This is a genomic window from Gardnerella lacydonensis, assembly GCF_048545055.1.
GTDB lineage: Bacteria > Actinomycetota > Actinomycetes > Actinomycetales > Bifidobacteriaceae > Bifidobacterium > Bifidobacterium vaginale_C.
In genome coordinates, this window is the sequence record NZ_JBKQXT010000003.1 from 24,445 (window position 1) to 47,245 (window position 22,801).

The 22,801-nt window shown below is 43.1% G+C and carries 17 protein-coding genes and 2 tRNA genes; 18 read left to right on the plus strand and 1 reads right to left on the minus strand.

Annotated features, from left to right (window positions below; genetic code table 11):
* The first annotated feature begins 11 nt into the window (after positions 1-11).
* The 12 genes from ACJV45_RS03990 to tuf all read left to right on the plus strand — a co-directional run bounded on the left by ACJV45_RS03990 (position 12) and on the right by tuf (position 15,932).
* On the plus strand, positions 12-1,274 hold the full coding sequence (locus tag ACJV45_RS03990; protein ID WP_119675364.1) for a UDP-N-acetylmuramyl peptide synthase: 1,263 nt from the start codon (positions 12-14) through the stop codon (positions 1,272-1,274).
* Positions 1,275-1,367: 93 nt separating this feature from the next.
* Complete coding sequence (locus ACJV45_RS03995) at positions 1,368-3,098, plus strand: UDP-N-acetylmuramoyl-tripeptide--D-alanyl-D-alanine ligase (protein ID WP_180946762.1); 1,731 nt, start codon at positions 1,368-1,370, stop codon at positions 3,096-3,098.
* Positions 3,095-4,198, plus strand: a complete 1,104-nt coding sequence (gene mraY / locus ACJV45_RS04000) for a phospho-N-acetylmuramoyl-pentapeptide-transferase (protein ID WP_004116897.1) — start codon at positions 3,095-3,097, stop codon at positions 4,196-4,198. Before ACJV45_RS03995 ends, mraY begins: the two co-directional genes overlap by 4 nt.
* Before the next feature lie 77 nt (positions 4,199-4,275).
* Positions 4,276-5,853, plus strand: coding sequence for a UDP-N-acetylmuramoyl-L-alanine--D-glutamate ligase (gene murD, locus ACJV45_RS04005; RefSeq protein ID WP_419397697.1), 1,578 nt, complete (start codon positions 4,276-4,278; stop codon positions 5,851-5,853).
* Entirely contained in the window at positions 5,840-7,168 is a 1,329-nt protein-coding gene (locus ACJV45_RS04010; RefSeq protein WP_419397698.1) for an FtsW/RodA/SpoVE family cell cycle protein, read from the plus strand. Before murD ends, ACJV45_RS04010 begins: the two co-directional genes overlap by 14 nt.
* A 140-nt stretch (positions 7,169-7,308) precedes the next feature.
* Positions 7,309-8,535 (plus strand): UDP-N-acetylglucosamine--N-acetylmuramyl-(pentapeptide) pyrophosphoryl-undecaprenol N-acetylglucosamine transferase, encoded by a 1,227-nt coding sequence (locus tag ACJV45_RS04015; protein WP_415683956.1) that lies wholly within the window; start codon positions 7,309-7,311, stop codon positions 8,533-8,535.
* A gap of 2 nt (positions 8,536-8,537) precedes the next feature.
* Complete coding sequence (gene murC / locus ACJV45_RS04020; protein ID WP_419397699.1) at positions 8,538-10,049, plus strand: UDP-N-acetylmuramate--L-alanine ligase; 1,512 nt, start codon at positions 8,538-8,540, stop codon at positions 10,047-10,049.
* Positions 10,050-10,131: 82 nt separating this feature from the next.
* Entirely contained in the window at positions 10,132-11,265 is a 1,134-nt protein-coding gene (locus ACJV45_RS04025; protein ID WP_016821320.1) for a cell division protein FtsQ/DivIB, read from the plus strand.
* Between the two features lie 279 nt (positions 11,266-11,544).
* A complete protein-coding gene (gene rpsL / locus ACJV45_RS04030) occupies positions 11,545-11,916 on the plus strand; it encodes a 30S ribosomal protein S12 (protein WP_003813881.1) in 372 nt (123 codons plus the stop codon).
* 3 nt (positions 11,917-11,919) lie between these two features.
* Positions 11,920-12,390 (plus strand): 30S ribosomal protein S7, encoded by a 471-nt coding sequence (gene rpsG / locus ACJV45_RS04035; protein WP_004112309.1) that lies wholly within the window; start codon positions 11,920-11,922, stop codon positions 12,388-12,390.
* A 42-nt stretch (positions 12,391-12,432) separates the two neighbouring features.
* Positions 12,433-14,562 carry an elongation factor G gene (fusA, locus tag ACJV45_RS04040; RefSeq protein ID WP_410312314.1) on the plus strand — a complete coding sequence of 710 codons (2,130 nt, stop codon included), beginning with the start codon at positions 12,433-12,435 and terminating at the stop codon, positions 14,560-14,562.
* Positions 14,563-14,732: 170 nt separating this feature from the next.
* Positions 14,733-15,932 (plus strand): elongation factor Tu, encoded by a 1,200-nt coding sequence (gene tuf, locus ACJV45_RS04045; RefSeq protein ID WP_004122287.1) that lies wholly within the window; start codon positions 14,733-14,735, stop codon positions 15,930-15,932.
* Positions 15,933-16,266: 334 nt separating this feature from the next.
* On the opposite strand, the gene ACJV45_RS04050 is transcribed toward tuf, so the two are convergent.
* Positions 16,267-16,340 (minus strand) — tRNA-Lys (locus ACJV45_RS04050).
* Between the two features lie 147 nt (positions 16,341-16,487).
* Between ACJV45_RS04050 and xseA the strand changes: the two genes are divergently transcribed.
* From xseA to ileS, 6 genes are all read left to right on the plus strand, one after another.
* Positions 16,488-17,834: an exodeoxyribonuclease VII large subunit gene (gene xseA / locus ACJV45_RS04055; RefSeq protein ID WP_419397700.1), complete on the plus strand. Its 1,347-nt coding sequence runs from the start codon at positions 16,488-16,490 to the stop codon at positions 17,832-17,834.
* Positions 17,835-17,948: 114 nt separating this feature from the next.
* Positions 17,949-18,257 carry an exodeoxyribonuclease VII small subunit gene (locus tag ACJV45_RS04060; RefSeq protein WP_419397701.1) on the plus strand — a complete coding sequence of 103 codons (309 nt, stop codon included), beginning with the start codon at positions 17,949-17,951 and terminating at the stop codon, positions 18,255-18,257.
* Between the two features lie 49 nt (positions 18,258-18,306).
* Positions 18,307-18,379 (plus strand) — tRNA-Arg (locus ACJV45_RS04065).
* An 82-nt stretch (positions 18,380-18,461) separates the two neighbouring features.
* Positions 18,462-18,764 carry a type II toxin-antitoxin system RelB/DinJ family antitoxin gene (locus ACJV45_RS04070; RefSeq protein WP_004124722.1) on the plus strand — a complete coding sequence of 101 codons (303 nt, stop codon included), beginning with the start codon at positions 18,462-18,464 and terminating at the stop codon, positions 18,762-18,764.
* Positions 18,761-19,066, plus strand: coding sequence for a type II toxin-antitoxin system RelE/ParE family toxin (locus ACJV45_RS04075; RefSeq protein WP_353582624.1), 306 nt, complete (start codon positions 18,761-18,763; stop codon positions 19,064-19,066). The genes ACJV45_RS04070 and ACJV45_RS04075 overlap by 4 nt, the downstream gene beginning before the upstream one ends.
* A 263-nt stretch (positions 19,067-19,329) precedes the next feature.
* A complete protein-coding gene (ileS, locus tag ACJV45_RS04080) occupies positions 19,330-22,740 on the plus strand; it encodes a mupirocin-resistant isoleucine--tRNA ligase (protein WP_419397702.1) in 3,411 nt (1,136 codons plus the stop codon).
* Positions 22,741-22,801: the final 61 nt, after the last annotated feature.

Genomic DNA, 22,801 nt, shown 5'->3' on the forward strand with positions numbered 1-22,801 from the left:
CGAGTGCGAGTATGAATGCTGTTGATGAATTTTCCAGAACCAGAGTGACGCTTGGTTTTGCTGCTGAACAGTATGGTTTTGAGGTAATTCCTTCCTTTGCATCTGGTGTGACTATTACATCATTAGCTTGTGATGTTAGAAGTGTTAAACCAGGTTGTCTTTTTGTTCCTTCATCTCGAGTAGATAAGAGACAATTAGAGGCTGCTAGAGATGCTGGAGCCTATGCTGCAATGGTTCCTCCAGAGTTTAGATCTGAAGCAATGAGTGTAGGCATTCCTCTGCTGGTATCTTCTAATAATCCAATAACTCTCGGTAAGCTAGCTTGTGATGTTAATTGCGATCCGTCATCTTTTATAGCAACTTTTGCAGTTGCAGGAGATAGTGATGATGAGATTTATGCAAATGTTATACGTTTGGCTGATTTTCTTCATATGCTCGGCAATCCAGTCGGTATTATTAGTGCAGCTGGGTCTAGCTCTCTTCAAAGAGAGCTAGATTTAGAGTATCCTATGGGAATAATTGATATACAGCATAACTTGTCTGTGTGTGTAGAAGATGGCGCTGCAGCTGTTGTAATAGCATTAAATTCTGCAACTCTTAGTAAAGATGCATTGCAGTCTGTTAACGTTGATGTTCTTGGAGTTGAAAGCAATAATGCTTTAGCAATGGCTGGAAGCCTTGACTTATATGCAAGCGACTCTTCTTATTCTGATCCTTACTCTAATACTTCAAAATTTGATAGTCATGCAAATCATGCAAATCATGCAAATCATGCAAATCATGCAGATGATAATGCAGATAATCATTCAGATAATAAAAAGAAGTATGATTCTGATACTACATCAAATCAGAATTCAAAATCGCAGCAAAAAGTCGAATCACTTAATTCCGATAGTGAATCTCATAGTGAATCCGATAGTGTATCTGATATTTCTTCTTCTAGAACTTCTGCTAATAAATCTGATAAACATTACGACAATAGTTTTATCAAAAATCAAAATGATGATTCCGCTATAGATGAAGAAAGTATGAAGTCCGCGCGACCAGTAATAAGTTTTTATACTCTTCAACAACGTTATGGGTTTGTAAGTCATGAAAGATCTTATTGCGTTATGCGTTCTCGTGAATCAGATGAGTTAGCTGCTTTAGCAGATCAGATTGGTGGTAAGGATGTTCACAAACATCTTTCTCTTTCAATAGCGATGGTTCTTGCAGCTGGAGTTAGAAGAGGAACTATTAAAAGCGCGTTACGAGTGTCTCATGAATTAAAGTAGTGTTAATTAAAGTAGTGTTCAGAAACGTGTTGATGATTAATAGATTTGTTGCAAAGCAAATGAAACCAATGTTGGGAAAATAACGAGGTTATGATGCAAAATAAGACTTTGGGCAATAATACAACGACCAATAATATGCGTATGATGCCTATGAGTGTTAAGGAAGTAGCTGCTGCGGTTAATGGCAGACTTTTTATAGGTGGTTGTTTAGTAAAAGAAAACCACAGTGTTACTTCTGAGAAATTTTGCATAACAAATAATGATGTTGTTATTTCAGATAATGATGTTGTTATTTATGCAACAAGTGATTCTCGTAAAGTTGTGGATTCTTCCATATTTGTAGCAATACCAGGCGATCGTGTTGATGGTCATGATTTTGTTCAAAAAGCTGCAGAACTTGGTGCAAAAATTGCAATAGTGGAGCATTTTGTAAAGTTAGATGAGTCTAATAATAGTAAAATTGCTCAAATAGTTGTTGAAAATTCGGTTGAAGCTCTTGGACTTTTAGCAAAACACAATCTTGAGCGTCGCCGCGCGTTAAATACACCATTTAGTATTATCGGCATAACTGGTTCAGTAGGAAAAACCACTACAAAAGATATGCTCAAGGCTCTTCTTTCAACGCTCGGTAACACTGTTGCACCAATTGGATCTTTTAATAATGAAATTGGTTTGCCGTTAACATCTTTGCAAGTAAATGAAAACACGAGATTCCTTATTGCAGAAATGGGAGCAAATCATGTTGGCGAAATCGCAAAACTAACCACAATAGCTCCTCCTGATTTAGCTGTTGTATTGAAGGTGGGTGTTGCGCATTTAGGTGAGTTTGGTTCTGTAGAAAGAATTGCTCAGGCAAAAAGTGAGATTGTTAGAGGTCTTGTTGCACACGGAATAGCAATTTTAAATGCTGATGATTTTCGAGTATCTGCAATGCGTTCTTTAGCTGATCAAGATAAATTGCGTTGGTTTGGTAAAAACAGCAATATGGAAGGTGATTTTGACGCATCTAACAATGGCAATTACCAATTGTCTGCAAGTGATATTTCATTAGATGAAATGGGTTGTGCAGAATTTGTTCTTAATGAGAAGAATGAGGATAAGTCTAAAAACTCAGTTAGAGTCCATCTTGCTATACAGGGACAGCATAATGTTATGAATGCAATGGCTGCTTCTAATGTGGCAAGATATTTTGGAATGAATCTTGATAGTATTGCTAAAGTTTTGCATGAAGTTTCGCATATTAGTCCGCATAGAATGCAGCTTTCTAAAATTTCTAACAATAATAATGTTTTTACGCTTATTGACGATTCATTCAATGCAAACCCTGATTCCATGAAGGCTGGAATTGATGGATTGTGTTCTTATGAAAATCATGACTTACATGATTTAAACGTTAATGCTGAAGAAGATCTAACAAGTAAAAAGAATAATATTTTTAGAATAGCAGTTCTTGGATCTATGTTAGAGCTTGGTTCTAATGAGAATAATATGCATGAATCAATAGGCGAATATGTTGCAAAGCATAATATTGATGCACTAATAGCTGTTGGTTCTAAGTTTGATAAAAAATTAGATGAACTAGCTGGTTGCATTTATAAAGGTGCTAAAGATAATTGGCAGAATAAGAGCCTTGATGTTGAAAATGGCGTATATTTTGTCCATGATTGCACTGAGGCGGATAACGTTGTGTGGAACCTTGTGGCCGCGCATTCGAGTAGTGTTGTGTTATTGAAGGGGTCTCATGCTTCAGGCTTGAGCGTGTTAGCTGAACGCTGGTCTAAACTTAATGAGAGTCTTAATGAACATACGGAGGTTAACCTGTGATTGCGCTTATCGTGGGAATTGTGGTATCGCTGATTGTTACTATTGTCGGTACGCCGCTTTTAATCCGCTTAGTACACCGTTTAAATTACGGTCAGTACATTCGTCAGGACGGTCCACAATCTCATTTAGTTAAACGTGGAACTCCTACAATGGGAGGTGTTGTTATAAACCTTGCTGTTGTAGTTGGTTGGGCTGCTTCTGCTCTTTACAGATACTTCTCTGTTGGGCGTACTCCATCTTGGTCTGCGGTTCTTGTGCTTTTTGCAATGCTTTCTATGGGTTTCCTTGGGTTCATTGATGACTTTGCAAAAGTTCGTAAAAAACAGAATCTTGGTCTTTCGGTTCGTGCAAAGCTGGTTGGTCAAATTATTTTTGCAAGCATTTACGCACTTTTGGCTCTAATGCTACCAACTCAGTCTGGTATTGCTAGTGCTCAGGCTGGTATGAGCTTTATTGAAAAACCATTCCTTGATTTTTCAATGTTTGGGCAAGTCGTAGGAATTGTGGTTTTTATTATTTGGGTTAACTTCTTGATGGCGGCTTGGTCTAATGCTGTAAATCTTACAGATGGTTTAGATGGTTTAGCTTCTGGCTCTTCAATGATTGCTTTTGCTGGTTACGCTATGATTGCGTTCTGGGAAAGTTACCACGTTAAAGGTGGCGGTCATTTTGGTTTCTCGTACGCAGTATCTGACCCTCTTGATTTGACTATTATTGCTGTTTGTGCAGCTGTTGCCTGCTTTGGATTCTTATGGTACAACTCAAATCCTGCTCAGGTATTTATGGGAGATACGGGATCATTGGCATTAGGCGGTCTTTTTGCTGCTCTTTCTATAGCTACTCATACCGAGTTCCTAGCTGTTATTTTGGGCGGACTATTTGTTATAGAAGCATGTAGTGATGTAATTCAGGTTGGATGTTTTAAGCTTACGCATAAGCGAGTGTTTAAAATGGCTCCTATACACCATCATTTTGAGCTTGTTGGCTGGGCAGAAGGTAAAGTCGTTGTCCGTTTTTGGATGATTGAGCTTATGTTTGTACTTTCTGCATTGATGATGTTTTATGCGGATTGGGCTGGTCATTCTGGGTTACTGATTTAACGATTAGTTCTGACTTAACGATTAGCATTGACTTAGTAATTGAGTATCTACTTGGTAATTGGTGAGGGTTAAATAATATGAGCAGCGTTGCAGAAGATTGCTTGCTTAGGGAATTGTCGTTCCACAAGAAGTTCCCATTCAATAATGTTCTTGTGGCGGGTCTTGGTGTTTCTGGCATTGGTGCTGTAGAAGTGCTTAAATCTGTTGGTGCTACAGCGATTACTGCAGATGAGCGTAAGGAAGAGGCTCAGGTACACGATTTTTCCAAGATTGATTGGGATAATATAGATGCTGTTGTAACATCTCCTGTTTTTAATCCTCGTACACCTTTTATTCTAGAAGCGCAGAAGCGTAATATTCCAGTTATTAGTGAAGTGGAGCTTGCTTGGCTTGTTCGTGTAAACTCAGATAAAACCAATAATCCTGCACCTTGGGTTGGAATCACTGGTACGAATGGAAAAACTTCCACTACAGAGATGACTTCCGAAATGCTAACTGCTTGTGGTTTTGATGCTCCCGCAGTAGGAAATATTGGAAAATCGGTTTCTCACGCTGCTATGGAATCAGAACATGATGTTTTGTGTGTAGAATTAAGCTCTTTCCAGCTTCATTTTACTGATTCGATGAGGTTGGATTGTGCAGCTATTACTAATATTGCTGCAGATCATTTAGATTGGCACGGTGGGCTTGAAGCTTACGCAAAAGACAAGTCTAAAGTTTTTAATGGGGTTAAAAAGGCTCTTGTTTATAATGCTCAGGATTCTAGAGTAAGTGAACTTGCAGCTAACGCTCAAGTAGAAGATGGTTGTAAGAAAATTGGTTTTACACTTGAACCTCCAGAATCTGGGGAAATAGGTGTTGAGAATGGTTGGATTGTAGATAAGAGTGGCGTTGCGGGCGGAAAAGTTGGAGATCTAGTTAAGTTAGTGGAGCTAAGGGATCTTAAGCATTTATGCGAACCAGATGGAAGCGTATATCCTCATCTTCTTGCAGACGCTTTAACTGCTTTAGCTCTTACGTTAGGGTTGAATCCAGATGTTGAAAATGCTGTAAAAGCTTTGTGTAATTTTGCTCCGGGAGGTCACAGGATTCAGACTGTTGCAACTTTAAATGCTGACGATAATCTTCCTGAACACTCGATTCGTTTTGTAGATGATTCAAAGGCTACTAACGCTCACGCTGCAGCAGCGTCGATTTCTAGTTTTGGCAAAAAATCTGTAATTTGGATCGCTGGGGGACTTGCAAAAGGCGGTTGTTTTGAAGATTTGGTTAAAGATAATAACAGCATTATAAAGGCTGCTGTTGTGATTGGTGTAGATCAAAAACCGATTATAGAAGCTCTTAATGCTAATGGAAAAGATATTCCAGTAACTATTGTTTCTCCAGATGGAACAGGCTGTGAGTCTTTTGATTATGCGGATGATTCTGTTCTTAAAAAAGTGGAAAGCGATAAGATTATTAGCCCAGATTCTTCTCTAGGTCAAAAAGTTATTTCTACAGCAGTTGATGCTGCCGGATGCTATGCAGAACAAGGAGACGTTGTGTTGCTGGCTCCAGCGTGTGCGTCCATGGATCAGTTCGTGTCTTATGCGGATCGCGGATCTCGTTTTGCTAAAGAATCTGAGCGATGGGTTAATAGTCATGAACGTGAATAGCAAAAAATCTAATACTAACAATGCTAATAAAAAGCCTTTGCGATTGTTTTCTTCTAGTAAAAAACCGCGTTCTACTAAATCGTCAAGATCGTATGAAACTTTTAATGAAAACAGTCATGCTTTTAAACAATATGTTGGTATTCGTAGCATATTTAACCCATTATGGTGTTTGTATGGTTTAAGAATATCTGTTGCAATGCTTTCCGTTTTCGGCTTATTCATGGTTTTTTCAAGTTCCTCAGTGACGATGATTACTTATGGAGCAGGTCCTTGGGGTTCTGGAATAAGTCAATTAATTTATTGCATTATTGGATTTATTGGTTATTTGATTTTTTCTCGTCTTCCAGTCGATTTCTATAAAAGTAAGATTATTGTTATTTACGCAATATCTGTTTTTATGCAATTTTTGACTTTTGTGCCAGGAATTAGACATGAGGTTAATGGTAATGCTAGCTGGATTAAAATAGGTCCTTTTACAATGCAGCCTGCAGAAATAACCAAGTTAGCTATATGTATTTGGCTTCCTATGGCTCTTATATTGGCTAAAAAAGCTTATGAGCGTGTTCAAATGCGCGCATACATTCCGTCTGTAGCGGCTCTTGGAGTTTCATTGCTTCTTGTTGTTGCTGGTAAAGATCTTGGTACTGCTTTGATTATTCTTCTTATAGCCGTAGTCGCATTTTATATAGGAGGATTCCCTACAAAGTGGCTTGTTGTCGCTCTCATATCTGCATCTGCAGCTGTTTTATTGTTGGTTGTTACTAGTCAAAATCGTATGAGGCGTATTCTTGCGACTATCCATGGTTGTGATGCTAAGTCTATAAAAGGCGTGTGCTTCCAAGCTATTCATGCGCAATATGCTATGGCTTCTGGCGGTCTTATGGGTGTTGGTATAGGTAATTCTCGAGAAAAATGGAATTATCTACCTTATGCTCATAACGATTTTATTTTTGCGATTATCGGCGAGGAAATGGGATTCTTCGTAGCGTCTTGTGTGATTCTTCTTTATATTGTTATTGGCTGGTGTTTGTTGACTTCCGCATTGCAATCTCATAGTAAGTTTGTTTCGATATCTCTTATAAGTATTGCTACATGGATTGTAGGTCAGGGTTTAATAAACATATTGGTTGTGGTTCAAGTTCTTCCTGTTATGGGTGTTCCTATGCCGTTTATTTCTGCTGGTGGTTCCTCTTTAGTTATGTGCTTGTTGAGTATTGGCGTTGCGGACTGTTTTATTAGAAGTAACCCTTATATTAAGCCTAGTGTTAATAGCAGTATTAAGTCAGTTTCTAGTGAGGATGACAATAAACGTTAAAGTCTAGTTATTGTCTAGTTATTGTCTAATTGTTTAGTCTTAGATTAAAGTTTTAGATTAGGTTAGAAATTATAATTAGCGGTTTTAGATTGATTTAAATTTATTTTAGATTCACTCTAGCTTGAATGTAGGTGATTTATATGGAAGATGTGAACTCTGATTCCTCTGTCGATAATGTCGATGAAGATTCTTTGCATGTTGTTTTAGCAGGAGGCGGAACAGCAGGCCATGTTAATCCTCTTCTTTCTGTAGCTAGCGCGTTAAAAGATTTAGATGAATCTGTAAAAATTAGTGTTATTGGAACTAATGTTGGATTGGAAAAGACTCTTGTTCCACAAGCTGGTTTACCGCTTGATGTTATTGAGAAAGTTCCTTTTCCTAGAAAACCTAATTTATACATGTTTAAGTTTCCTTTTAAATGGGTTCGTGAAAAGAATAAGGTTCGTGAAATACTGAAAAAAAGACGCGCTGATGTTGTTGTTGGTTTTGGTGGTTATGCTTCTGCTCCTGTTTATTCGCAAGCTCACAGCATGAGATTGCCTATTGTTATTCATGAGCAGAATGCTCGTGCTGGAATGGCAAATAAACTTGGTGCGCGTTGGGCTAACATGATTGGTTGTGTTTATGATGGCACTGGTTTATGCTCAAAATTAGGTTCGTGCACAAAAGCGTTACGAGTTGGTTTGCCTCTTAGAAAAGCTATATCTGATTTATGCGCACAAATTACACAAGATTCTGATTTAGCTAGGGTAGAAGGTGCTAAAAGGCTTGGATTAGATCCAAGTAGACCTATTGTGCTTGTTACGGGTGGGTCTTTAGGTGCTAAAAGTTTGAACGATTCTGTTTCTATTGCTGCTGGCGATTTGCTTAAGTGTGCTCAAATAGTTCATCTTACGGGTTCTGGAAAGTCTAAAGAAGTTAAAGATAATGTTGCGCGAGTGGCTGGTCTCAATCAAATAAACGACGTTAAGCCAGAGCATGCAGGTTTAGGTGATTATCATATTTGTGAATATTTGGAGAGGATCGACTGGGCTTTTGCTTGTGCAGACTTGGTGATTTGTAGGTCTGGCGCTGGTACTGTTGCAGAAATATCTGCTATTGGTCTTCCTGCAATTTACGTTCCGCTGCCGATTGGTAATGGTGAGCAGCGTTTTAACGCACAGCCTGTTGTGGATGCAGGAGGAGCGATTATGGTTAGCGATTCTGATTTTACTGTTGACTGGATTCGTGACAATGTGTTGGAATTGCTTGACAATACAAATCGTCTTGAACAAATGCGTGAAAAATCTTGGAAATATGGCATTCGTGATGCTGCAAGCGTAATGGCAAAATATATTCTTGATATTGCAAAAGAAAGCAGAAGATAATTATGGATATTAATATGAATCCTATGCGTTCAGCATTTGAAGCAGACCAGACTATATCTTCGTTAGGCTCTGTTCACTTTATTGGAATAGGCGGAGCTGGAATGAGTGTTTTGGCAGAAATGCTACACGAAGAAGGGGTAGAAGTAAGTGGATGTGATTGTCAAGAAAATGACCACACAAGACGCTTAGAAGAACTTGGAATAAATGTAAAAATAGGTCAAAGTGCAAGTCATGTAAAAAATGCCGATATTCTTGTGTATTCTAGTGCGATTAAGCCGAGCAATCCTGAAATTATTGCTGCTTATCAAAATGGTGTGAAACTTGTACACAGAAGTGACATCTTATCCCTGCTTTTAAGTGCTAAAAGGGGAGTAACTGTTGCTGGAGCGCATGGCAAAACTACAACAAGCTCACTTTTAGCACATATTTTGCGAGTTTGTGGTAAAGGTGATTTAGCAGACCCGAGTTATGCGATTGGTGGATCTATTCAAGCACAAGATGGTGGTGAAATAGACGGAGGCCATGCTGGCAGAGGGAACGTTATGATTGCGGAGGCGGATGAATCCGACGGCAGCTTTGAAAAATATAATCCGTATATTGCAATTGTTACAAATGTTGAAGCGGATCATTTGGATCATTATGGGAATGCGCAAAATTATCGCTCGGCTTTTGTTGAACATTTAAGCCATGCTCTTGGTTATATTGTGATTTGTGCAGATGATGATGGTGCTCGTGCTGTTTTAGATGCTTTAAGCGATGATTCTCTTAAAAAAACAATTGTTTACGCAAGTAATAAAGATAATGTTTCTTTGTTGAATAATCGAGTGAAAAGTTTTGTAAAATTTGCCTTTATTGAGCATGAAAGTGAAAAAACGGGTAGCGGAAGTGAATCGTTTGTTATTGAATTTAATGGCGATTTTATAGACGTTAATCTTATAATTCCAGGATTGCATAATGCTAGGAACGCATGTGCTGCTATTATTGCTGCGATGCTTCTGGGTATGAGTCCTAAAGATGCGGCAGATGGGGCTTCTAGTTTCCGTGGGGCTTCTAGGCGATTTGATATTCGTGGATGTGTTAATGGAGTAACGGTTGTAGACGATTACGCGCATCATCCTACGGAAATAGATGCTCTTTTGCGCGCTGCAAGAAGAAGATATCCGAATGCTAGTATTCGTGTTCTTTTCCAGCCTCATCTGTTTTCTAGAACTCGCTCTTTTGCACACGAATTTGCATCTGCATTATCTCTTGCAGATGACGTGATCGTCACTGGAATTTTCCCAGCTAGAGAAAAACAGGAAGATTTCCCAGATATTCACGCGTCAACTATTGTTGATGTAGCTAGAAAAGATGATATTACGTCTAATATCGAGGCAGTGGAAGATATGCGTGAAGGTGCTCTAAAATTAGCTAGTCGAGCAAAAAATGGCGATGTGCTGTTTACTGTTGGAGCAGGAAGTATCACAGCTATGACATCTGTTATGCTTGAAGCATTGAGTTCCAAAAGTTTGTGAGTTTATAAGAATTTATAAAACTTTATAAGAGTTTATAAAACTTTAAAGCATAAAGGTCGTAAGCTGATTTAAGAGGTAATGTATGGGGCGTGTGATTTTTAGCAAGTCTGAAGGTCGTACTGTATCTAGTACGACTGGAAACGATGCGGAAAATCGTAACCTGATTTCTAAAAAATCATTGCGCAAAAAAGGTAGAACAGCAAAATCGAATTTAACTACATCTGATAATTCTATTGAGTTTGTTACGTCTTCCATTCCTACAACTGCATCTAAATCTTCTGCGTCTTCTGTAACTGCAGAGTTTTCTGTATCGGGTGAATCTACAAAAAATAATGCTTCTAAAAACACTTTTGTAGATGCTAGGAGGCTTTCTGTAGTTGATTTTGTAAAACAGACTTTGCGTTCAACCGCTGGACCATTGGGTATTGTTTCTAGACCTAAAGTTATAGATTTCAGTGCTAGAGAAAAAGAAAAAAAGTTCGCTAGTTTACGTACGATTCTGTTGAGATTTCTCTATAGTTTTCTGATAATTGCAGCTATAACATTGCTATGCTGGGTTCTGTTCTTTTCTCCTATATTTAGGCTTAAGTCTGAGAATATTAGTATTTTTGGCTCGAACGAATGGGTTAGTGAGCAAAAAATTTCGTCTATTGCGTCTAATCAGGTAAATAAATCGCTGTTTTTAGTGTCATCTCAAGAAATAATTGAGCAACTTAACAACATACCTGGTGTTACAGAAGCTAAGGTTTCAAAAAAATTCCCTCAAGGATTGCAAATAACGGTTAGGGCGCAAAAACCTGCTGCTATGCTTAAAACTCACGGTAGTGAAAAATTAACGGCTGTTGACGTTAAAGGTAGAGTGCTTAATGCAGTTGAAAATGTTCCTACTACAGGCATTCCAGTTATTGAAGTTACAGACGTTCATAAGAGCCTGAGCAGTAAGGCTGTACGTGAAGCGTTGAAAATTGTAAGTTCTTTGTCTGAAGATTTTCGTTCACATGTAATGCGAGTTAGTGCCAGAACTCAGGATTCTGTTGAAACTGAGATTTCTTCCACTGTTTCTAATGTAGAAATTCATCGTGTAATTGTTTGGGGTGATTCTTCAGATTTAGATCTTAAAAAGGCGATTGTAGACGTGATTATCAATGATCCTAGCAAAATTGGGAACAGACAACGTCTTGATGTTTCTGCCCCCGCGAGACCTATTTTAAAGTAGTTCGTTTAAGTGGAACTTATTTAAGCGTATTTTAATTGTCAAGTAAAGATGTATAATAGTAATTCGTGTGTGCCAACAGTGCGCCTTATGTTATAGGTGTTCTCGTTGGGATATCCCAAGTGCCAAAGATAGCGTGCAGTAATGCGTGGCTGGAGGCACGAGGGCCATCGGGCCGGTGGACTGTGGCTTTTACTCTTTTAACCGATTCATGGTTTAAGGTGTGCTGCAGTGTGGCGGTTTTCACCAAATAGAAGATAACAATGAATCGGAGAACTTAAGTTGCCTACGATTGAACAACTCGTCCGTAAGGGACGTCAGGCCAAGCCGAAGAAGTCAAAGACTTTGGCCTTGAAAGGTAGCCCGTTGCGTCGTGGCGTGTGCACCCGTGTGTACACCACCACTCCTAAGAAGCCAAACTCTGCGCTTCGTAAGGTTGCTCGTGTGCGCCTCAGCTCGGGTATTGAAGTAACCGCCTATATTCCAGGCGAAGGTCATAACTTGCAGGAGCACTCCATTGTGCTCGTGCGCGGTGGCCGTGTGAAGGATCTCCCAGGTGTGCGTTACCACATCGTGCGTGGCGCTCTCGATACCCAGGGTGTTAAGGACCGCAAGCAGGGTCGTTCCCTGTATGGAGCAAAGAAGGCGAAGTAAAACATGTCACGTAAAGGACCTGCAAAAAAGCATCAGCTGCTTCCTGATCCAATCTACGGCTCGACCGTCGTGGCTCAGTTGATTAACAAAATTCTTCTCGATGGCAAGAAGTCCATCGCAGAAAACATCGTCTACACTGCTCTTGAGCAGGTGAAGGCAAAGACCGAGCAGGAGCCAGTTTCTGTTTTGAAGCGCGCTCTCGATAACATTCGTCCAAGCCTTGAGGTTCGTTCCCGCCGCGTCGGTGGTGCAACCTATCAGGTGCCAGTCGAAGTTAAGCCTGCTCGTGCAAACACTTTGTCCTTGCGCTGGCTTACCGACTTCTCCCGCCTTCGTCGTGAGAAGACTATGGCTGAGCGTTTGGCTAACGAAATTCTCGATGCCTCCAATGGCTTGGGTGCTTCTGTAAAGCGCCGCGAGGATACCCACAAGATGGCAGAAGCAAACAAGGCTTTTGCTCACTATCGCTGGTAATCCACAAGATAATCGGTATCTTAAAGAGCTAAGGATATTAATATGGCACAAGATGTGCTTAACGACCTGAATATGGTTCGTAACATCGGCATCATGGCGCACATCGATGCTGGTAAGACTACTACCACCGAGCGTATTCTTTACTACACTGGTAAGAATTACAAGATCGGTGAAACTCACGATGGTGCATCCACCATGGACTTCATGGCACAGGAGCAGGAACGCGGTATTACTATTCAGTCTGCTGCAACCACTTGCTTCTGGCAGCGTCAAACCCATGACGTTGATGATCGCTACCAGATCAACATCATCGATACACCAGGACACGTTGACTTTACCGCAGAGGTTGAGCGTTCTTTGCGTGTTCTTGACGGTGCTGTAGCAGTGTTTGATGGTAAGGAAGGCGTGGAGCCTCAGTCTGAAACCGTTTGGCGTCAGGCAGATAAGTATAGCGTTCCACGTATTTGCTTCATCAACAAGATGGATAAGCTTGGCGCAGATTTCTACTATTCTGTTAAGACCATTAAGGAAAAGCTTGGCGCTAAGCCTCTCGTTATTCAGCTTCCAATCGGTGCTGAAAACGACTTCCTTGGTGTTGTTGACTTGATTCGTATGAAGGCTTACGTCTGGAATGATGTTAAGGACGATATGGGTGCCCACTACGACACCGTTGACATTCCTGCGGATTTGCAGGAGCGTGCAGAAGAATATCGTGCCGAGCTTATGGATCAGGTTGCAGAAGCTGACGAAGAGTTGCTTGAGAAGTACCTCGAATCTGGAGAGCTTTCTGAAGAAGAAATGCGCGCCGGTATTCGCAAGCTTACTATTGCTCGCGAAGCCTTCCCAGTAACTTGCGGTTCTGCATTCAAGGATAAGGGCGTTCAGCCAATGTTGGATGCTGTTGTTGACTTCCTTCCAAGCCCAGAAGATGTTCCATCTATTAAGGGCTTTGATCCAAGCGACGAATCCGTTGAAATTGACCGTAAGCCAGTAAACACCGATCCATTTGCTGCATTGGTCTTTAAGATCTCCACCCATCCATTCTATGGAAAGCTTGTGTTCGTGCGCGTTTACTCTGGTGAAGTTAAGCCAGGTGATTCTGTGTACGATTCCACCAAGTCCAAGAAGGAACGCGTTGGTAAGATCTTCCAGATGCACGCAGATAAGGAAAATCCTGTAGATTCTGCAGAAGCTGGAAACATTTACACCTTTGTCGGTTTGAAGAATGTCAGCACTGGTGATACTTTGTGCGACGAAAAGAACCCAATTTCTTTGGAATCCATGACATTCCCAGATCCTGTTATCGAGGTTGCTGTGGAGCCAAAGACGAAGGCAGATCAGGAAAAGATGAGCTTGGCTTTGGCTAAGCTTTCTGACGAAGATCCTACCTTCCAGGTTAAGACCGATGAAGAGTCTGGTCAGACTTTGATTTCTGGTATGGGCGAGCTTCAGCTCGACATTATTGTGGATCGTATGCGCCGCGAGTTCAAGGTCGAAGCGAATGTTGGTAAGCCACAGGTTGCTTATCGTGAAACCATTCGTAAGGCTGTTATGAACCAGGAATACACCCACAAGAAGCAGACTGGTGGTTCTGGTCAGTTCGCAAAGGTTTTGATGAACTTCGAGCCAATCGATCCAGAATCTGGCGAAGTCTATCAGTTCGTTAACGAGGTCACTGGCGGCCACATTACTAAGGAATTCATTCCTTCCATCGACGCAGGTGTGCAGGAAGCTATGGAATCTGGCGTTTTGGCAGGCTTCCCAGTGGTTGGCGTTAAGGCAACCGTTACCGACGGTCAGACTCACGACGTTGATTCTTCGGAAATGGCCTTCAAGATCGCAGGTTCCATGTGCTTCAAGGAAGCTGCTCCTAAGGCTCACCCAGTAATCCTCGAGCCAATTATGGCAGTGGAAGTTCGTACTCCAGAAGAGTACATGGGCGACGTTATGGGCGATTTGAACTCCCGTCGTGGAAACATTCAGTCTATGACCGACGCCACTGGCGTTAAGGTTATTGACGCTAAGGTTCCACTGAGCGAGATGTTCGGCTACATTGGTGATCTTCGTTCCAAGACTCAGGGACGTGCAATGTTCACCATGCAGATGGACTCTTACGCGGAAGTTCCAAAGGCTGTTTCGGACGAGATTATTAAAGCCCAGCGCGGCGAGTAAAAGCGCACGCTACTTCGGTGTTTTGTGTCCCTAGTCAACGCTAGAATTTCGTACGTTGACTGGGTTCTGGCACCGAAGTGGCACCTAACCCAGAAACCCAGTAAATATGTAGCGAGAGGCTTCACATAAGATTGTGAAGCAAACTACGAGACGTCCAGGAGGACAAACACATGGCAAAGGAAAAGTACGAGCGTACTAAGCCGCATGTTAACATTGGTACCATTGGTCACGTTGATCACGGTAAGACTACCTTGACCGCGGCTATTTCTAAGGTGCTGCATGGCGAGTATCCAGATCTGAACCCTCAGTATGACTTCGATCAGATCGACGCCGCTCCAGAAGAGAAGGAGCGCGGCATTACCATTAACATCGCCCACATCGAGTATCAGACGGATGCACGTCACTATGCTCACGTGGACGCCCCAGGCCACGCTGATTACGTTAAGAACATGATCACTGGTGCCGCTCAGATGGATGGCGCAATCCTCGTGGTTGCTGCTACCGACGGCCCAATGGCTCAGACCCGTGAACACGTCTTGCTTGCTAAGCAGGTCGGCGTTCCAAAAATTCTTGTTGCTTTGAACAAGTGCGATATGGTTGACGACGAAGAGCTTATCGACCTCGTTGAAGAAGAGGTTCGTGACCTCCTCGAAGAAAACGGCTTCGATCGCGATTGCCCAGTCATCCGTACTTCCGCTTACGGCGCTTTGCATGATGACGCTCCAGACCACGACAAGTGGGTAGAGACCGTCAAGGAACTCATGAAGGCTGTTGATGAGTACATTCCAACCCCAACTCACGATCTTGACAAGCCATTCTTGATGCCAATCGAAGATGTGTTCACCATCTCCGGTCGTGGTACCGTTGTCACCGGTCGTGTTGAGCGTGGTAAGCTCCCAATCAACACCCCAGTTGAGATCGTTGGTTTGCGCGATACCCAGACCACCACCGTCACCTCTATCGAGACCTTCCACAAGCAGATGGATGAGGCCGAGGCTGGTGATAACACTGGTCTTCTTCTCCGTGGTATCAACCGTACCGACGTTGAGCGTGGTCAGGTTGTGGCTGCTCCAGGTTCTGTGACTCCACACACCAAGTTCGAAGGCGAAGTTTACGTCTTGACCAAGGACGAAGGTGGCCGTCACTCGCCATTCTTCTCCAACTACCGTCCACAGTTCTACTTCCGTACCACCGATGTTACTGGCGTTATCACCTTGCCAGAAGGCATCGAAATGGTTCAGCCAGGCGATCACGCAACCTTCACTGTTGAGTTGATCCAGGCTATCGCAATGGAAGAGGGCTTGACCTTCGCAGTTCGTGAAGGTGGCCGTACCGTTGGTTCTGGTCGTGTGACCAAGATTCTTGCCTAGTATTTTTTCTAACTGAAGATATTAGTTAAGTCCTAGAAAAGACCCCATGAGGAAACTCGTGGGGTCTTTTTGTATTTTCTGTTGAAGAATTACACATAGATCGCTTGGTGTTGTTTGGTGTTGTTTGGTGTGTTTTTAATTTTTATTTTTTTTTATAGTTATCACAAAAATTATCACAACATTGTGTTTTAAATGTTATTGTACAAATGCTGAAAGCGTGTCTGAGATTCAGGCTTTTGTGGGAATATTGGGATAAATCGTATAAATCATATGTGAATAATGAAAAATCTAAATACGAAAAAACCCAAGCCGTAAAGCTTGGGTTTTCAACAAGTGCCCCCTCAGGGATTCGAACCCTGGACACGCTGATTAAGAGTCAGCTGCTCTAGCCAACTGAGCTAAAGGGGCGTTGGCGTTTTTCTTGAGCCGAGTAATAACTATACTCAGAATCACTTTATTTGCAAGTCACGGCGTGTCGTGTTTTGCGTATTTTTTCGGCATTTGTTTTGCGTATTTTAAACTCTTGTTGTCCATCTTCTAAAAGAAACTTAGTGTATGCCTTTGCTAAATATGACGCTTTTCAATCAAGATTCTGGCTATCCTCACAATGACAACGTTAGTCAAAATGAAGTTAGTCAAAATAGCTACGATAGTCAAAACAGTAGTGCTGCGCGCACGCTACCTTTGCGTGCAAGTGAAACAACTGCTGAAAATCCTTGGCCAGTAAGCGTTATAAGCCAAAAGTTCCATGGTGCTGTAGAAAAGTGGCCTGCGGCTTGGGTAGAAGGTCAGATTGTTGAAATCAATATGCGAAGGTCTACGTCTGGCTACATAACTCTCAGAGACAGCAATGAAGACGTCTCAATCTCAATAATGGGCTTTAGCAAGTTTGTTCAGCAAGCTAAAGATTTGCGACAGGGCGATAGAGTAGTTGTTCACGGTAAGGCGGATATTTGGGTAAAAGCCACTAGATTGAGCTTTGTTGCCGACGAAATTAGACGTGTTGGCGCTGGCGACTTAAAAGCGCAAATAGATGAGTTGCGTAAAAAGCTTAAAGGTGAAGGCTTGTTTGACTCGGAAAATAAAGTGCAGCTGCCTGAGTTTCCAAAGTGCATTGGTCTGGTGTGTGCGCCTCAAGCTCGCGCAGAGGGCGATGTTATTACAAACGTGAATTTGCGCTGGCCTGTAACGCGTTTTAAGGTGGTTCACGCGCATGTTCAGGGCGTGCAATGCCCAGCGGACGTTATTGCGGCAATTAAGCAGCTAGACGCCGATCCAGAGGTTGATGTGATTATTGTTGCGCGCGGCGGCGGCAGCTTTGAGGATTTGATTGGGTTTTCGGACGAAGGCGTGGTTCGCGCTACGGCTGCTTGCGTAACTCCGATTGTTTCTGCGATTGGTCACGAAGATGATTGGACGCTTATTGATTTGGCTGCAGATATGCGAGCCTCTACGCCTACAGACGCAGCAAAGCGCGTTGTTCCAGATGTTAACGAGCAATGGCAGTTGATTGATAACGCTTTGCAACACGCGCGCATGAGGATTTCTGCGCGAGTGGACAATGAGATTCGACTTGTTGAAGGCTACGCGAACCGTCCTAGCCTTACTAGACCGAGCACTATGCTGGAGCCGCATGAGTTGTTTGTGCAGCAGGCTGTTGAACGAATGAGGCATGGTTTGGTGCGGTTGCTTGACGACGCTAGTTTGACTGTTGAAAAGGCACATGCCAGTATTACGGCTCTTAGTCCGCAATCAACGCTTAATCGCGGTTACGCGGTTGTGCAAATTAGCGGCGGGAAAGTGCTTGACGATTCTAGTCGTGTAAAAACTGGCGACGATATAACAGTTACTCTTAAAAGTGGTTTGATTACAGCTAATGTTACGTCTGTAGAAAAGTCGTAAAGTATAAAGCTGTAAAGTCGTAAGGTCTAAAGCTTTTAAAACTAAAAACACAAAAATTTTAAATAAAAAGTCTTAAATAAAAAAATCTTAAATAAAAATTAGAAAAGGATAATTATGAGCGACGAAACAAAAGACGCAAGTGCAAAAGTTGACGCGATTAGCACACTTAGCAGCGAAGAGCGAGCTGCGATTAACGCAATGCCTTACGAAGAGGCGCGCGAAAAGCTTGTACAAGCTGTTAAAGCGCTTGAGGCTGGCGGTTTGACTTTGGATCAGTCTATGCATCAATGGGAGCTTGGAGAAGCTTTAGCAAAGCGTGCGCAGGGCTTACTTGCAACGGTTCGTGCTAAGCTTGATGCGGCTCAAGCGGAGCAGTCGGCTACGGCTGCAACCGCTGGAACGCAATCAAATCTTGAATCTTGAGCACGTTATAGCGTGTAAACCACGCTATAGTGTATAATTGCCATTTGTTGCCTCGGTAGCTCAGTGGATAGAGCACCACTCTCCTAAAGTGGGTGTCGTCAGTTCGATTCTGATCCGGGGCACTTTTCTTATTTATTGCAAGTGTCATGCGTGTGTATAATAGACATATATTGTATGTAATTATGACAATGGATGGTGTTTTTTATGGTTGTTTCAGCGGTCGCAAGAATTAATTTCAGAACAGATGAGAAAACTAAGCAAGATGCAGAAGTCTTATTTGATGCTTTAGGTCTTGATATGTCTACTGCTTTAAACATGTTTCTTAAGCAGGCAGTACGTGAACAAGCTCTACCTATTAGTCCGTCGCTCGTTACGTCTGTTCCCAACGAAGCAACGCTTAAAGCTATGAATCACGCTAATCAAATTATAGATGGCAAAATTTCTGAAGACGGCATTGTCTTTAGCAATGCTAATGAAGCTAAAGCATTTTTGGATAATATGTCATGAAAATTATTTTTGATACTCAATTCCAAACAGATTTACGGAAGTTGCTTCGAGAGAATACATCAATTAAACACGAATTAGAGGACTTAATTGACAGTATTTATGAATTTGAAGAAGTTCCTGAATCTTACAATCCTCACCAATTGAGCCATCCTCGTGGGATGTACAGCGGATATTGGGAATTACATTTGCAAGAAGGAAAATTTGATGTAATTCTCATTTATAATTATCGACATAATGTGCCTGTTATTAGGTTTGTGCGCATAGGATCTCATAATAATTTATTCCATAATGGGCATAAATGAGATTTTGAAAGTTGCTAATGTTAGGGGATAGTGTTAGATTGTTCCTAACTTAAGCGATGATCCGTTATCGGCGGGGAGTTTTCGGAAGAACGGCGAGTGTTCGTAAGATTCTCGCTTATTAGAACCGACGGGGTTGGCCCGTATAGCCAAACACGAGAGGCTGCAAGAGTTGCGTAAGCATCTTGTAGCAAGCGAGGTGGTACCGCGGCAATAACTGTCGTCCTCGCAGGGAAATATTCACCCTGTTGAGCGAGGAGAGCACAGTGAGCGAATCCACTAATCCAGCAACTAGCGCGTGCGCAAATACGTCTGCAAATCACGTATATCCGAAAGCAAATGTAACTGCATCAACGCAAGAAAACGCCGCCGCACAAGTTGCACCAAATCCTTCCTTCCCAAAGCTTGAAGAATCCGTCCTTCAATACTGGGATGCAAACAACACTTTCCGCAAGTCAATCGAATACCGCCCGTCTGGCAAGGGAAGCCAAAACGAGTTTGTGTTCTTCGATGGCCCTCCATTCGCAAACGGTCTTCCTCACTACGGTCACTTGCTAACAGGCTACGCAAAAGACGTTGTTCCGCGCTATCAGACTATGCGCGGTCGCAAAGTAAACCGCGTTTTTGGCTGGGATACTCACGGTCTTCCTGCAGAGTTGGAAGCGCAGAAGGAACTCGGCATCGAGTCGGTTGAGCAAATCGAAAAAATGGGCATCGCAAAGTTCAACGATGCTTGCCGCGCCAGCGTTTTAAAGTACACGAACGAGTGGCAAAACTACGTGCATCGTCAGGCTCGCTGGGTTGATTTCGAGCGCGGCTACAAGACGCTGAACATTCCATACATGGAATCCGTAATGTGGGCATTTAAGCAGCTTTATGATAAGGGCTTAGCTTATAAGGGTTACCGCGTGCTTCCGTACTGCCCGAAGGACCAGACTCCGCTTAGCGCACACGAGCTTCGTATGGATGCGGACGTATACCAGAATCGCCAGGACACCACTGTTTCCGTGGCTGTTAAGCTTCGCGACGAAGACGATGCTTACGCAGTCTTCTGGACAACTACTCCTTGGACCGTGCCAACCAATTTCGCAATCGTAGTAGGCGCAGACATCGACTACGTGGAAGTTCGTCCAACTGAAGGCAAGTTTGCTGGCAAAAAGTTCTACATTGGTAAGCCTTTGCTTGGCTCCTACACTAAGGAACTTGGCGAAAACTACGAAGTTGTGCGCGAACTTAAGGGCGCTGAGATGGCCGGCTGGCGCTACTACCCAGTATTCCCATACTTTGCAAGCGATTCTGCGCTCGCAGAGGGTGGCACTCCTGGTCCTAACGCTTTTACGATTTTCACAGCAGATTATGTTGATACCGCTGAAGGTACTGGTCTTGTTCACCAGGCTCCTTACGGCGAGGACGATATGAACACGCTTAACGCGCACGAGATTCGCAGCGTTGACGTGCTCGATGCTGGATGCAAGTTTACAAGCGACTGCCCAGATTACGAAGGCTTGTACGTTTTCGACGCGAACTTGCCAATTTTGCGCAACTTGCGTGCAGGAGACGGTCCGCTTGCTCAAATGCCGGAAGATCAGCGCGCGTTGCTATTCCAAGAAAAAAGCTACGTGCACAGCTATCCTCACTGCTGGCGTTGCGCAACCCCGCTTATTTATAAGCCTGTTTCTAGCTGGTTTGTGTCTGTTACAAAGATTAAGAAGCGCTTGCTAGAGCTTAATCAGGAGATTAATTGGATTCCTGGAAACGTTAAGGACGGCCAGTTTGGTAAGTGGCTTTCTAACGCTCGCGACTGGTCGATTAGCCGTAATCGCTTCTGGGGTTCGCCAATTCCAGTGTGGGTGAGTGACGATCCAAAGTATCCTCGCGTAGACGTTTACGGCTCATTGGATGAGCTTAAGGCTGATTTTGGCGATTATCCTCGCGATGACGACGGCAATGTGAATATGCACCGCCCGTATATCGATCGCCTCACACGCTCAAATCCAGACGATCCTACTGGAAAGTCGCAAATGCACCGTATTACGGATGTTCTCGACTGCTGGTTTGAGTCTGGTTCTATGCCTTTCGCGCAGTTCCATTATCCGTTTGAAAATAAGGACTTCTTCGAAGAGCACTTCCCATGTGATTACATCGTTGAATATATTGGTCAGACTCGCGGCTGGTTCTACACGCTTCACATTATGGCCACGGCTCTATTCGACCGTCCAGCTTTTAAGAACGTGATTTGCCACGGCATTGTGCTTGGTTCCGACGGTCAGAAGATGAGTAAGCATTTGCGCAATTACCCAGATGTTAATGGCGTTTTCAACGAGTACGGTTCGGATGCTATGCGCTGGTTCCTTATGTCTTCGCCAATTTTGCGCGGTGGCAATTTGATTGTTACTGCAGACGGCATTAGGGATACGGTTCGTCAAGTTATGCTTCCAGTTTGGAGCTCTTACTACTTCTTCACTTTGTATGCGAACGCTGCAAATGGCGGCAAGGGCTACGATGCTCGCAGGCTTCGTGCGGATGAGGTTGCAGGACTTTGCAACATGGATCGCTACTTGCTTGCGCGCACGCGTTTGCTTGTTGAGCGCGTAGAAAAATGCTTGAACGAGTTTGCGATTAGCGATGCTTGCGCGGCAGTAAGTGATTTTATTGACGTGCTTACGAATTGGTATATTCGCGGCAGCCGCGACCGATTCTGGAATGAAGACGAGACCGCTTTCAACACGCTTTACACTGTGTTGGAAGTATTTATGCGCACGATTTCTCCTCTTGCTCCTATGGAGGCAGAGGCTGTGTGGCGCGGTCTTACTGGCGGCGAATCCGTGCATTTGGCTGATTGGCCTTATTTGGTTGAGCCGCAAATGCTTTCGGATGGTGAGAAGAACCCTAAGGCTGGCGAAGTGACTGAGCTTGGAGCGGTTCTTGCGCACGACGATGCTTTGGTTGCTGCTATGGATAAGGTTCGCGAGGTTGTGTCTTCTACGCTTTCTTTGCGTAAGGCGGAACAGTTGCGTGTGCGCCAGCCGTTGGCAAACTTGACGGTTGTTGCAGAAAATACTGCTGCTGTAGAGTCTTACGAGCAGGTTCTTGAGCGCGAGCTTAACGTGAAGAATGTTACATTCTGCACTTTGGAAGACGCTAGCAGCCATGGTTTGAAGATTGTTCACGAGCTTAAGGTGAACGCGCGCGCGGCTGGTCCTCGTTTGGGTAAGCAAGTGCAGTTTGCTATTAAGTCTTCTAAGAGTGGCGATTGGCGAGTTGACGAGTCTGGTGCTCCTGTTGTTAACACTCCAAACGGCGAAGTTGCGCTTGTTGAGGGCGAATATGAGCTTGTGAATCGCGTTGAGTCTTCGGATGCTCAAGCGGCTGCGAATACGGCTTCTGCTGCAATGCCAACTGGCGGTTTCGTTATGCTTGACACTGCTTTGACTAGCGATTTGCTTGCGGAAGGTTATGCTCGCGATGCTATTCGCGCTGTTCAGGATGCGCGTAAGGAGAACGGTTTGGATATTAGCGACCGAATCGCTTTGACTTTGAGCGTGCCTAGCGCGGACGTTGCTAAAGTTGAGCAGTTCCGTGATTTGATTGCTAACGAAACTCTTGCTACAAGCTTTGAAGTTACAGAGGCTGATTCTAGCGCAACCGAGCTTAGCGTAAGTCTTAAGTGTGCGTAAAACACAGCTAACAGCTAATTAACTAAACAAAAACGTGCCGTTGTATGATTCAATACTTCGG